Below are 12647 nucleotides of genomic sequence, written 5' to 3' on the forward strand. Positions count from 1 at the left end.
TCGACACCGAGGCGCGCACTCGACCATACGACATGGGTGCGTACGCCAATGAGTTGTCCACAGGGGCCGTGGCGGGGGCTCGCCCGTACTTGTCCACAGGCGCTGAGGAAGGCGCGGTGGACGTTGTCCACAGGTGCCGTCGAGCGCCCGGAGCGACCTGCGATGATGTTGAAGCCCGATTACGCCTGTTCGAATCTGTGGGGTCTTGATGTTGGAAATCGGCGCAGACGGCCGGACCTGGCTTCTCACCGGGCCCAGAAGCAGCTATGCCCTGCGGCTCACGGAGAACGACGAACTGCTGCACCTGCACTGGGGTCCCCGGATCGCGCTCGCTGACGTCGAGGAACTGGCCGCCCGGCAGCAGCTGCCGTACTGGCCGTTCGAGGCCCCGGTCGACGGACACGAGGAGTACCCCGTCGAGGGCGGTCCCCGTTTCACCCGTCCCGCCCTCTCCGTGCGCACGGACGAGCGGCGCGGCACCGAGTGGACCTTCCGGGAGTACGAGGCCGACGGCGACGAGCTGCGGCTGCGGTTCACCGACGACGGACTCGGGATCACGCTGCACTACCGGCTGCGCGACGACGTGATCGAGCGCTGGGTGACCCTCGTCAACGACGGGCCGGCGGTGGAGCTGCTGAGGGCCGACTCGGCGACCTGGACGCTGCCGTCGCGCGTCGAGGAGACCTGGCGGCTGTCCCAGCTGCACGGGCGATGGGCGGCCGAGTCCCGGCTCCTGCGCGGGGACCTCGCCTACGGCGAGAAGGTCATCGGCAGTCGGCGCGGGCACACCGGGCACCAGCACCTGCCCTGGGTCGCGCTCGACACCGACGCCACCGAGGAGCGCGGCGAGGTCTACGGCTGCGCCCTCGGCTGGTCGGGGTCCTGGCGGATCGCGGTGGCTCAACTCGCGGACGCGCGCGTGCAGATCACCGGCGGCGCCGGATACGACGAGTCCGGACTGCTGCGGCTGGACACGGGGGAGACGTTCACCACGCCCGTCTTCGCCGGCCTGTGGAGCGACGCAGGCTTCGGCGGGGCGAGCCGCGCCTGGCACGCGTACCAGCGGACGTACATCATCCCGGACGCGGACCAGGACCGGCCGGTGCTCTTCAACTCCTGGGAGGCCACCGAGTTCGACATCTCCGAGGAACAGCAGGGGACGCTCGCGCGGCGGGCGGCGGCCATCGGGGTCGAGCTGTTCGTCGTGGACGACGGCTGGTTCGGGGCGCGTACGAGCGACCGCGCCGGCCTCGGCGACTGGACACCCAATCCGGACCGCTTCCCGAAGGGGCTGAAGCCGCTCGCCGACTATGTGCACGCCCTGGGGATGCAGTTCGGCATCTGGGTCGAGCCCGAGATGGTCAACCCGGACAGCGAGCTGTACCGGGCGCACCCCGAATGGGCACAGTTCCAACCGGGACGAAAGAGGACGGAGCTGCGCAATCAGCTCGTACTCAACCTCGCGCGCGAGGACGTCCAGGAATACCTCTGGGAACGGCTGGACGCGCTGTTGTCCAGCGCGCCGATCGACTATGTGAAGTGGGACTTCAACCGCTGCTTCACGGATGCCGGCTGGCCCGGAGAGCCGTACCCGCAGAAGCTGTGGGTCGAGCACGTGCGCGCCTTCTACGCGCTGCTGGACCGGCTGCGGGCCGCGCACCCGGGAGTGGCGTTCGAGTCGTGCTCGGGCGGCGGCGGCCGGATCGACCTCGGGGTGATGGCCCGGACGGACCAGGTGTGGACGTCCGACAACACCGATCCGCTCGACCGGCTCGCCATCCAGCACGGCTTCAGCCAGATCCACCCGGCCCGGACCATGGCCGCGTGGGTCACCGACAGCCCGAACAACCAGCTCAACGGCCGGGTCAGCTCGCTGCGGTTCCGCTTCGTCAGTGCCATGGCGGGTGTGCTCGGCGTCGGCGGCGACCTCACCGAGTGGACGGAGGAGGAACTGGCCGAGGCGGGGAGCTGGGTCGGGCTGTACAAGGAGATCCGGCCGGTTGTGCAGCGCGGCGACCTCTACCGGCTGCGGCCGCCGACGGGCGGACTGAGTGCCGTGCAGTACGTCCACGGCGACGAGGTCGTCGTCCTCGCCTGGCTCCAGGCCCAGCACTACGGCGAGCCGTCGGCCCCGCTCCGGCTGCGCGGACTCGACCCGACGGAAACGTACGAGTGCCGTGAAACGGGTGAAATGCATCGAGGTGCGGTGCTGTTGCACCACGGGCTGCGGACAGGACTGCGCGGTGACCTCGATGCGACGGTTATCCGCCTACGTCGTACTTGAGTGATCTGTCCGAAATGCAGCCGTAATTCCAACAAGCCCTGTAATAAAGCCTACTGGCACGTAGGTGCGTGAGCAGCGTCATATTCGTGACGTTCCGCTGTCGCCATGTTCACGTAATTCGTATGTGCTTACAGGGCGTTGGGCAACATTCAAGACCGGTCCTTTACGGAGTGTAATCGTGAATTGATGTAAGGATCAGGGGGGAAGACGCACAGGAAGTCCCAATGGTTGTCTCTGTGGGCACAAGTCGCTTACGTTCGGCGTCAATCCGGACGGACGCCCAATCCTGCCGCCGACCGGAGCCGCGTACCGACCCGATCCACGGCAGGAGCGGGGGACCCACAGGTAGTACCGCCTGTTCCGGTCTCCGGAACGGCTAGGGGTAAAGCCGTGCGCAAGCACGGCCGGACATCTCCAGTCCGCACCCGACAGCTCACCTCGCAGGCGCCGGAGAGGAATTCGCCATGCCCGCGAAGGGTAAGCACCGCCGTCCGAAGTCCCAGCGTTTCACCCGCTCGATCGCCGCCGCCGGGACCGGTGGCGCGGCGCTCGCGCTGCCGCTGATCGGAGCCGCCGGCGCCCACGCCGCGACCCCGACGGCCGCCGTTTCCGGTGTGTCCGAGAAGGCCGCCACGATCGCCACCGAGAAGGCCGCGGCCGAGGCGGGCGCACGGATCGAGCAGGCCGAGAAGGCCGCGCAGGCGGAGAAGACCGCCACCAAGAAGGCGGCGACCAAGACCTACTCGGTGAAGGTCGGCGACTACCTCTCGAAGATCGCGGACGAGCAGGACGTCGAGGGGGGCTGGAAGCAGCTCTACTCGGACAACCGCGAGAAGATCGGCTCCGACCCGTCGCTCATCCACCCGGGGCTGAAGCTGTCGATCGGCGGGCAGGCCGCGTCGGGCGGTACGTCGCAGTCGTCGAAGCCGCAGCTGTCGCAGTCCTCGACGGCCGCCGGGTCCTCCCAGTCGTCGAAGTCCGCAGACTCCGCGAAGCAGGAGTCGAAGGACACCCAGGCGTCGACCTCCACGTCGAGCGGCCAGTCCTCGTCGTCCAACAGCTCCGGCTTCAGTCTGCCCATCCAGGGCGCCACCGTCGGCACCGCGTACAAGACCGCCGGCAGCATGTGGTCCAGCGGGTACCACACGGGCGTCGACTTCGTGGCCCCCACCGGGACCACCCTCAAGTCCGTGGGTGCGGGCACCGTCGTCTCCGCCGGCTGGGGCGGCGCGTACGGCAACCAGGTCGTCATCAAGCTCGCCGACGGCTACTACGCCCAGTACGCCCACCTGTCCTCGATCTCCGTCTCCGCGGGGCAGTCCGTGAGCGGCGGCCAGCAGATCGGTCTCTCCGGCGCGACCGGCAACGTCACCGGGCCGCACCTGCACTTCGAGATCCGCACCACCCCCAACTACGGCGCGGACATCGACCCGCTGGCCTACCTTCGCTCGAAGGGCGTCAGCGTCTGAGGCGCAGCCGCACGACCGCACCGAAGGCCGGCCCCCGTGATCCGCGGGGCCGGCCTTCGGCGTTCCCGGAGAGTCGGCCTTCTTCCGTGTCGGCTGCCCCCGCCACGGCCCCTGGCGAGGCGTGATCACCGTATTGCGATCTCGTGGCATGGCTGATCAAAGTCTCGACAGGTATGTGAATGAGCGGACACAGTGGTCTCCGTAAGCGCTTTCTACGCCTTGGGGGTCTTCGTGTCCGGCGTCGACCGACGCACTGCCGTCAAGAGCCGCGTCCTCGTGAGCGCTGCGGTGGCCGTGCGGCTTCCGGCCCGGGCCGCTGCGCCCGCTCTCGCCTCCGGTGAGCCGGGCGTGGTGCGTCCCGATGACCGGCGGCTCGTCTCCGACGGCCACTGGAGCCGCACCGCCGAGGCCGCCACCGTCGACTCCGGCTCCCGGCCGCCCTTCCGGTTCACCGGTGGCGGCGTCCGCGCCCTGTTCGGCGTCGCGTCGGTCACCTTGCCCGCGCAGATCCACGTGTCGGCGGACGGCGGCCCGAAACGGTTGTACGCCGTCGGCCGGAGCGGACCCGACTCGCGCAAGGGCCGGGCCGCGTCCTCCTGTTCCTCCTGTTCCTCCTGTTCTTCCTGCGGTTTCACCTGCAACGCGGACACCGGCGCAGCAACCGACGTCGCGGGCAGGACAGGGTGGGATTCCCCGCCCTCGGCGAACAGTCGGTGCCGGAAGGGCAGCACCGCCCCCACCGCGGTCGAGTGACCGCGGACCTCACCCCACATGGGCTGGAATCCCCCTCTTTTTGGAGCGGGTGAATGTCAAAGAAGGAGCGTCATGACCACTCGCAGAGCCTTCGGGACCCTTGCCGCCGGCGCGGCCCTCGCGGCGCTCGCCCCGGCGGGGACGGCGTCCGCGAGCCGCCGCCGCGGCCGGCTGATCGCCGCCGACGACTTCCGGCACGGGCTCGGGCAGTGGGCCCTGGAGTTGGAGAGGGGCGGGGCGGTCACGGCCTCGCGCGGGGTGCTGGATGTCGACGTGCCCGCCGGAGCCACGGTCTGGTTCAAGCGGAAGCTGGCAGGGCCGTACGTCGTCGAGTACACGGCCACGCCGGTCTCCGCGGGCGGGGTCAACGACCGGGTCTCCGATCTCAACAACTTCTGGAACGCCGTCGATGTGCGGTCGCCCGATGATCTTTTCGCCACCCGGCGTGGGGGCGCGCTCGCCGAGTACGACCATCTGAAGACGTACTACGTCGGGTACGGCGCCAACACGAATACGACCACGCGGTTGCGTCGGTACGTCGGTGAGGCGGGTGTGCGGCCGTTGATCTACGACTACACCGAGCCGCTGCTCGTCGCGAACGAGCCGAACCGCGTCCGGATCGTCTCCGACGGCTCGAAGGTCCAGTGGTGGAACAACGGGCGGCTCGTCTTCGACCACGTCGATCCCGCGCCGTACACGGGTGGGCATTTCGCCTTCCGCACCACCTGGAGTCACTTCCGGATCGAGGACTTCCGGGTGTGGAGGCCGGGCGGTCGGCACTGAGCGGTCGGCCGGACCGGGATGGTCGAGGGAGAGGGTCGGGGTGGCGGGGTGCCGCCGTCCCGGCCCGGTGTATTCCGGATTGACCCAAAACTTACCCGTGGCCTATCTCACCGACCGTCAACCCCTTATTACGGTCGCGTAGGTCACATCGGAAGGTGAATCATGGGCCGATGTGGCAGACGATTCGAAGAATGACAGCAGATCAATGATCGGGTCGTACGTGGCGGTGGGGGACAGCTTCACCGAGGGCGTGGGCGATCCCGGGCCCGACGGGCGGTTCGTCGGCTGGGCCGACCGGTTCGCGGTGCTTCTCGCGGACCGGGTGCCCGAGGGCGATTTCGGTTACACCAACCTGGCTGTGCGGGGGAAGCTCCTCGACCAGATCGTGGCGGACCAGGTGCCGAGGGCTCTGGAGCTCGCGCCCGATCTGATCTCCTTCTGCGCGGGCGGCAACGACATCATCCGGCCGGGCACCGATCCCGACGAGGTCGCCGAGAGGTTCGAGCGGGCGGTGTCCAGGCTCACTTCGGCCGTCGGTACGGTCATGGTGACCACCGGGTTCGACACCCGTGACGTCCCGGTGCTGAGGCACATGCGGGGCAAGATCGCCACGTACAACCTGCATGTGCGGGCCATCGCCGACCGGTACGGGTGTCCTGTGCTGGACCTGTGGTCCCTGAAGACGGTCCAGGACCGGCGGGCCTGGGACCTCGACCGGCTGCACCTGTCGCCGGAGGGGCACACGCGGGTCGCCCTGCGGGCGGGGCAGGTGCTGGGCGTGGACATTCCGGCCGACCCCGATCAGCCGTGGCCTCCGCTGCCGCCGCGCGGCACGCTCGAGATGCGCCGCGACAACATCCACTGGGCGCGGGAGTATCTGGTGCCGTGGATCGGGCGGCGACTGCGGGGGGAGTCGTCCGGGGATCATGTGTCGGCGAAGGGGCAGTTGTCGCCGGACGACATCAGGACGTGGATCGGGGCGGTGGCCTGAGAGGCCCGAGAGGTCTGAGAGGCCTGACGGGATTGCCTCCGGCGGTCGGCCGGTTCGCAGTGGCCGACCCCGGGCTTGGGGGTGGCCGGGCCCACCCGGTGCGGTGGGTGCCTGCTTGTCGTGGGGGTGCTGCGCTGCGTGCGGGTGCGGGCGCCGTGTGGTTGCTCGCGCAGTTCCCCACGCCCCTTTTGGGGCGCGGGGACCTGGTGGGTGGGGAGCCGTTCTCCGGGCCGGCCGCTCTGCGCGACGGGTGCTACGCACCGGCACGGCCCCGTCCGCCGGTCGGCTCCTTCCGCCGTCGGCCGCTTCCGCCGTCGGCCGCTTCCGCCGACGGGCGGCTTCTCGCCGTCGTGGCGGGGCCTGCTCGGTTGGCGGCGGTTCGTTCAGCGGGTCGCCGCTGTGAGGTTCTCGCGGGTCAGGCCCAGTTCGTGGGCCAGAGCCTCGTCGGCCCAGTTCTGGGCTCGGATGCGGGAGACGGCTCCGTCGTAGGTCGTCATCTGTACGGCGAGACCGTCCAGGAGGGCGGTGAGGCGGAGCGCCGTCGCCGCGGGGTCCGGGCAGTGGAACTCGTCGGCCGCCACGCCGGCTTCGATGACCTCGGTGAGTGCGGCCTTCCACTGTCTGTCCAGGTCGCGGGTGACCTCGCGGAGTGCGGGTTCGCGGAGGGCGGCCGCCCAGCCCTCGATCCACAGGCGCCAGCCCTTGGCCTGGCCGGTCGGGGCGTACCAGCGGACGGCCGCGCGCAGTCGGCGCAGTGCCGTGGTGCGGCGGCCCAGCAGTTTGCGGAGGTGGGCGAGGTCGTCCTCGGCGGCGTACCGGAAGGCCTCGGCCACCAGTCTTTCCTTGGTCGAGAAGTGGTAGAGCACCAAGGCGTTGCTCACCCCGAGGACGGCGGCAACGTCGGCGATCCGTACCGCCGCGACGCCTCGCTCCTCGATCTGTTCGATGGCGGCCCGGAGCAGCTCCGCACGCCGCTCGGCCACACTCAACCGCACCCTGGCCACGCGGCAACCCTACCCAGGCCCACGGACAGCCGCCGCAGCGTTCGAGCCACCTCGGGGACGGCCGGTAACCGCCGGAGGGTGTCGGCCGTTCGCGGCCCGGATCCCCGGCCGCCCGTCAGCGGTGCACGCCGAATCGGTCCGTGATCGCCGGGACTCGGTCGGCGGCGATGGCATGGGCGGCGGCGCGGGGAGTCGTGTCGTCGATCTCGGCTCGGGTGAGCACCAGGTCCACGAGGGCGCGCATGGAGCGGCGGGTGTGGGTGAACGCCTCGTCGGCGGTGGGACCGATGTCGCCGAACAGCGTCCACCACCACCAGGCGTTCGTTCCGGAGTTCACCACGACGTCGGGCAGGACGACGACCCCGCGTGCGGCGAGCAGTTCCTCGGCCGCCGGGAGGACGGGCATGTTGGCCGCCTCGACGATCAGCCGGGCGTTGACGTGGTGCTGGTTGGTGGTGTCGATCGCGTAGGAGACGGCCGCGGGGACCAGTACGTCGGCTTCGGCCGTGAGCCAGGCATCGGCGGGCGCTTCCTGGTCGTCGGGGCGGAGTGCGGAGCGGTCGACCGTGCCGTGCGGGTCGCGGGCCGTGAGCAGTGCCTCGATGTCCAGCCCCGCCGGGTTCGTGATGGTGCCCTTGATGTCGGCCACGGCCACGACCGTCAGACCGGCGCGGGCGAGGAAGCGGGCGGTGGCCCCGCCCATGGTGCCCAGGCCCTGCACGGCGACCCGCGTTCCGGCGTACGGCGCGTCGGCCCGGTCCAGGGCCGTGAGCACGGACTCGGCGACGCCGCAGCCGCCGACCAGCTCGTCGAGGCCGATGCCGTCCACCTGGACCGCGAAGGCGTCCGCGAGGCGCCGCCTGGCCGTCTCCTCGTCGTCGAGGAGGGGGTACACCGCTTGGATCGTCGACACCAGGCCCGCCTCCGCGGCCGCACGGTCCATCAGGTCCTGGGTGAGACCGAGGTCCTCGCCGGTGGTCCAGAAGTTCTCGATGTACGGGCGCATCGCGCGCAGGTAGCGGACGAGGACGTCGTACGCCTGCGGGTCCCGCGGGTCGTGGTCGATACCGCCCTTGGCACCGCCCAGCGGGACGTATCGACCCTCGGGGGCGTAGTGCAGCGCTTCCTTCATGGTCATGCCGCGGGCCAGTCCGGCGACCTCGTCGAGCGTGCAGCCCGGCCGCATCCGCAGACCACCGCTGGAGACCCCGCGCACCAGCCGGTCCACGACGAGAAAGCCCCGCCGGCCCGTGACGTGGTCGGTCCAGGTGAGGGACACGAAGGGAGGCGTGGTCATGGGGCTCCTCGGGACGGCCTGGAGAGGCGGAAGGAAAGGGTGCAGGTGGGTGAGGGCGGCGGGAACAAAAGGAGCTACTGAATAGTTGGTCAGTATTGCATCGTGCGGGGACGGGTCGGACCCGGCGCTGTCACAGGGGCGGACCATAATGGGATGCCTGAGCGAATCCACCAGGAGGTGCCGTGTCCGGTTCCGGATCCCGTTCTCTCAGCTCGGGGCTGCGCGCAGCGCGGCCCGCCGCCTTCGGCGCGGACCCGAGCGGTGCCCGGCTGGAGCGGATCCGCAGATCCCCGCACTTCGCGAACGGGGTCTTCGTGAACCCCGAGGGCGCGCAGGTCCGTCCCTCCGGCGGTGCCGCCGTGGAGATGGCGAAGAGCTACTTCCGCAAGGACGAGAGGGTGCGGCGTGCTCCGGCGGGGCTGATCCCCGTGCACTCCACGACCCTCGCCGACCTGGTCAGGCCCCCGGCGAGCGGACTGCGGATCACATGGATGGGCCATTCCAGTGTGCTCGCCGAGATCGATGGGCACCGGGTGCTCTTCGACCCGGTCTGGGGCGAGCGCTGCTCCCCGTTCGCCTTCGCCGGGCCGAAGCGGCTGCACCCGGTGCCGGTGCCCCTGGCCGCGCTCGGACCGGTCGACGTCGTCGTCATCTCGCACGACCATTACGACCACCTGGACATGCCCTCGATCAAGGAGCTGGCCGGTACGGACACGGTCTTCGCCGTGCCGCTCGGTGTCGGCGCCCATCTGGAGCACTGGGGCGTCTCCGCGAACCGGATCCGCGAGCTCGACTGGCACGAGGCGACGAAGGTCGGCGGCCTCACCCTGACCGCCACCCCCGCCCGGCACTTCTGCGGCCGGGGCCTGCGCAACACCCAGCACACGCTGTGGGCCTCCTGGGTCGTCGCCGGTGACGAGCACCGGATCTACCACAGCGGCGACACCGGGTACTTCGGGGGCTTCAAGGACATCGGTGCCGAGCACGGCCCGTTCGACATCACCATGATCCAGGTCGGTGCCTATTCGGAGTTCTGGCCCGACATCCACATGACTCCCGACGAGGGGCTGCAGACCCACCTCGACCTGCAGGGCGGCGAGCCCAGCGGCGTGATGATGCCGATCCACTGGGCGACGTTCAACCTGGCGATGCACGCCTGGGCTGAGCCGGGCGAGCGCATGATGTGGGCCACGCACGCTGCGGGGGTCACGATGGCCGCGCCGCAGCCGGGGGAGCCGTTCGAGCCGAAGAGCACACCGCCGGTGAATCCGTGGTGGCGTGCCGTGTCCCAGCAGCCGGTGGGCGGCTGGTCCGCCTGGCCGCCCGTGGGGGATCGGCTGGACCTGGTGGCGGAGAGCTGACACCAGGCCTGACGCCAGGCCTCCCTCAGGGGGCGTGGACATAGGTGTCGCGGTGGTGACCGGCAGGGTGAACGGGTCGAGAATTCTCCCGACAGGGTGATTTTTGGATTGACGTCGAGGGCCGGGGAGTAATTCGCTCCCCGGCCCTCGACGTCTGTTCTCGACCCTTTCTGGCCAACTCCGATCGAAATTCGAGCACAGAAGGAATTCGGCAGGAACAAGCGTCCGAAGAATTATCGGACTGTCGCACGAAGCCTCATACCAGAGCGGGGCGCATTGCGGAGGTATTTGTCAACTGCGCACCGCACCTGACGCGTTGGCGACTACTGTGAGTTGCCGTGGGGCGACGCAGTGCCGAATTCTTCGACTCTCGCGACCGACACGCGAGGGCGCATGCCCAAGTCGCCCGGACGCGGCACCCCCCACACCCCAGACGGACCAGTACGAGGACGCTGATGTCTCACCTTCGCGCACCGGCCGCACGCGCAGACCGCCGTGAGGGCGGGCGGCACGGGCGATCGGCCACCCGAGCCGTCCCCTCGCTGCCCGAGATCCACATACGGCCACAGCTGGTGCGCCTCGCGGTCCTGCCCCCCACCGCGGTGGCCCTCAGCGCCTGCGCCGCCGTCCTGTTCACGTTCCGCGCCGGCGGCGCCCGCCCCAGCCTCACCCTGTGGGCGGTCCTCGCCGGAGCCGCCGCGGTGGCTCTCGCCGGCATCGCGATCGCCGCCGTGGCCGCCGGCCGCACCGCCGGGTCCGTCCGCGAACGTCTCGGTGCCCTGCGGCAGGTCAGCACCAAGAGCGAGGACGACCTGCGCGCCCTCGTCGACGCGCTCCGGCGCGGCGACCAGCCGCCCGCCCGCGGAGCGCGACCCGAACCCGCCGCGGACGCAGACGACTTCGAACTGCTCAGCGGCGACCTGGCCCGCGCCCACGACAGCGCCGTCACCGCCGTCGTCCAGGCATCCCAGCTCTCCAGCCACGCGGGCAGCGAACAGAAGCTCGAAGTCTTTGTGAACCTGGCCCGCCGACTGCAGTCCCTCGTGCAGCGCGAGATCTCCATCCTCGACGATCTCGAGAACGAGATCGAGGACCCCGACCTCCTCAAGGGCCTCTTCCACGTCGACCACCTCGCCACCCGCATCCGCCGCCACGCCGAGAACCTCGCCGTCCTCGGCGGCGCCGTCTCCCGCCGCCAGTGGAGCAACCCCGTCTCCATGACCGAGGTGCTGCGCTCCGCGATCGCCGAGGTCGAGCAGTACTCCCGGGTCAAACTGGTGCCCCCGGTCGACGGCACCCTGCGCGGGCACGCCGTGGCCGACGTCATCCACCTCCTCGCCGAACTCGTCGAGAACGCCACGGTGTTCTCCGCCCCGCACACCCAGGTCCTGCTCCGCGCCAACCTCGTCACCTCCGGGCTCGCCGTCGAGGTCGAGGACAGGGGCCTCGGCATGCCCGTCACCGAGCAGAACAAGATGAACGCCCTGCTCGCCGACCCCGACCAGGTCAACGTCGCCAGCCTCCTCCAGGACGGCCGCATCGGCCTCTTCGTCGTCTCCCAGCTGGCCCGCCGCCACGGCATCCAGGTCCGCCTGCAGACCAACATCTACGGCGGAGTGCAGGCCGCGTTCGTCGTTCCCCAGGGCCTGCTCGGCAGCGACCCGAGCGACCTGCCGCAGACCCAGACCCAGCCCCAGCCCCAGACTCAGACCCAGCCCCAGACGCAGCCCCACACCGAGCAGAGCACCGGCGTACGCCGCCCCGACGCGCCCCGCCACGCACAGCCCGCCACTTCCCAGCGGGCGTCCGCGCCCGGACCCGCCGACCGTCCGGCGACCGACCGGTCAGGCCGGCCCACCCCAGGCCGGCCCCTACCGGCGCAGCCGGGCCGCCCGACCCCCGCGCAGCCCGCGCGCCCCGAGTCCGGTCACCGCTCCGCCCCGAATCCGGCGCGTGCCTCCGTGCCCCGGCAGCAGGGCCCCGGCCGGGCCGGCGGCCGGCAGGGGCCGGGCAGAGGCAGCGGCGGCCCGCCCCCGCTGCCGGTGCGCGGCGCCCGGGACGAGCGGCCCAACCCGGCCGAGGCCGTGCCCGGCGTCGGTCCCGACGACCGGCGGACCGTCGCCGAGAACACCGGCACACCTCCGACCCCCCGCGTCGGCGGCGCCGTACGCGGCACCATGGGCAGGCCCCAACTGCCCCGCCGCCGCGCCCAGCAGCACATCGTGCCCCAGCTCCGCGGCGGCCCCGCGCCCGCGCCCAGGCAGGACCCCGACCACTACATCGGCCACGACCCCGGGCTGATGGCCGCCTTCCAGCGCGGCATCGGACTCGCCGAGGCCCGTCAGATGGAGGGCTCCGACTGGGACACCTCCACACTGGACACGACCGCCGCGGACCTCGCACCCCCCGCCCCCGACGCCGCGTCCCGCATCGACACCGGACAGCTGAACACGGGCCACCTCGCCTCGGCGTCACCGGGCGGCACGGGCCGTACGGACGCACTCCACATGGAGCTGGCCCACATGGACGCGCCCCACAGGGACGCCGCCCAGCCCCTGGGCGGACACCCCAGGGGCGTCGCCCCCATAGCCGTACCGCCGCCGTCGGCCCTCGACGCGGCACACGACCGCACGTCCCGGCAGGACGGGAGCACACCGGCCGGATGATCACCCCCCTCCCCACCCCCACCACGGTCCCCACCCCCT

The 12647-nt window shown here is 70.9% G+C and carries 9 protein-coding genes and 1 riboswitch; of the genes, 7 read left to right on the top strand and 2 right to left on the bottom strand.

Annotated elements, in window-relative coordinates:
- Window positions 1–208 precede the first annotated feature (208 nt).
- From OG858_RS38570 to OG858_RS38590, 5 genes are all read left to right on the top strand, one after another.
- Entirely contained in the window at window positions 209–2284 is a 2076-nt protein-coding gene (locus tag OG858_RS38570) for an alpha-galactosidase (RefSeq protein WP_086748792.1), read from the top strand.
- A 301-nt stretch (window positions 2285–2585) separates the two neighbouring features.
- Window positions 2586–2744: riboswitch (cyclic di-AMP (ydaO/yuaA leader) on the top strand.
- Between the two features lie 4 nt (window positions 2745–2748).
- Window positions 2749–3753 carry a LysM peptidoglycan-binding domain-containing M23 family metallopeptidase gene (locus OG858_RS38575; protein WP_086748791.1) on the top strand — a complete coding sequence of 335 codons (1005 nt, stop codon included), beginning with the start codon at window positions 2749–2751 and terminating at the stop codon, window positions 3751–3753.
- Between the two features lie 192 nt (window positions 3754–3945).
- Entirely contained in the window at window positions 3946–4506 is a 561-nt protein-coding gene (locus OG858_RS38580) for a hypothetical protein (RefSeq protein WP_086748790.1), read from the top strand.
- A 72-nt stretch (window positions 4507–4578) separates the two neighbouring features.
- Window positions 4579–5289 carry a DUF6250 domain-containing protein gene (locus OG858_RS38585; RefSeq protein ID WP_086748789.1) on the top strand — a complete coding sequence of 237 codons (711 nt, stop codon included), beginning with the start codon at window positions 4579–4581 and terminating at the stop codon, window positions 5287–5289.
- Window positions 5290–5494: 205 nt separating this feature from the next.
- Window positions 5495–6280, top strand: coding sequence for an SGNH/GDSL hydrolase family protein (locus OG858_RS38590; protein ID WP_037704094.1), 786 nt, complete (start codon window positions 5495–5497; stop codon window positions 6278–6280).
- 383 nt (window positions 6281–6663) lie between these two features.
- Here OG858_RS38590 and OG858_RS38595 read toward each other — a convergent pair whose 3' ends face one another.
- Together OG858_RS38595 and OG858_RS38600 are read right to left on the bottom strand one after the other, a co-directional pair.
- Complete coding sequence (locus tag OG858_RS38595) at window positions 6664–7284, bottom strand: TetR/AcrR family transcriptional regulator (protein ID WP_179201022.1); 621 nt, start codon at window positions 7282–7284, stop codon at window positions 6664–6666.
- 115 nt (window positions 7285–7399) lie between these two features.
- Window positions 7400–8581: a Glu/Leu/Phe/Val dehydrogenase dimerization domain-containing protein gene (locus OG858_RS38600; protein WP_319068284.1), complete on the bottom strand. Its 1182-nt coding sequence runs from the start codon at window positions 8579–8581 to the stop codon at window positions 7400–7402.
- Window positions 8582–8763: 182 nt separating this feature from the next.
- Between OG858_RS38600 and OG858_RS38605 the strand changes: the two genes are divergently transcribed.
- Together OG858_RS38605 and OG858_RS38610 are read left to right on the top strand one after the other, a co-directional pair.
- Window positions 8764–9942, top strand: a complete 1179-nt coding sequence (locus OG858_RS38605; protein WP_319265686.1) for an MBL fold metallo-hydrolase — start codon at window positions 8764–8766, stop codon at window positions 9940–9942.
- Between the two features lie 455 nt (window positions 9943–10397).
- Window positions 10398–12608 (top strand): sensor histidine kinase, encoded by a 2211-nt coding sequence (locus OG858_RS38610; RefSeq protein ID WP_328543983.1) that lies wholly within the window; start codon window positions 10398–10400, stop codon window positions 12606–12608.
- The last annotated feature ends 39 nt before the right edge of the window (window positions 12609–12647 follow it).

It is taken from the genome of Streptomyces europaeiscabiei (assembly GCF_036346855.1).
Taxonomy (GTDB): Bacteria; Actinomycetota; Actinomycetes; order Streptomycetales; family Streptomycetaceae; genus Streptomyces; species Streptomyces europaeiscabiei.

What these genes read in the sequence shown, in the direction of transcription:
- OG858_RS38570 (WP_086748792.1), top strand. Translation starts at nt 209, where the DNA reads ATGTTGGAAATCGGCGCAGACGGCCGGACCTGGCTTCTCACCGGGCCC.
- OG858_RS38575 (WP_086748791.1), top strand. Translation starts at nt 2,749, where the DNA reads ATGCCCGCGAAGGGTAAGCACCGCCGTCCGAAGTCCCAGCGTTTCACC.
- OG858_RS38585 (WP_086748789.1), top strand. Translation starts at nt 4,579, where the DNA reads ATGACCACTCGCAGAGCCTTCGGGACCCTTGCCGCCGGCGCGGCCCTC.
- OG858_RS38590 (WP_037704094.1), top strand. Translation starts at nt 5,495, where the DNA reads ATGATCGGGTCGTACGTGGCGGTGGGGGACAGCTTCACCGAGGGCGTG.
- OG858_RS38600 (WP_319068284.1), bottom strand. Translation starts at nt 8,581, where the DNA reads ATGACCACGCCTCCCTTCGTGTCCCTCACCTGGACCGACCACGTCACG.
- OG858_RS38610 (WP_328543983.1), top strand. Translation starts at nt 10,398, where the DNA reads ATGTCTCACCTTCGCGCACCGGCCGCACGCGCAGACCGCCGTGAGGGC.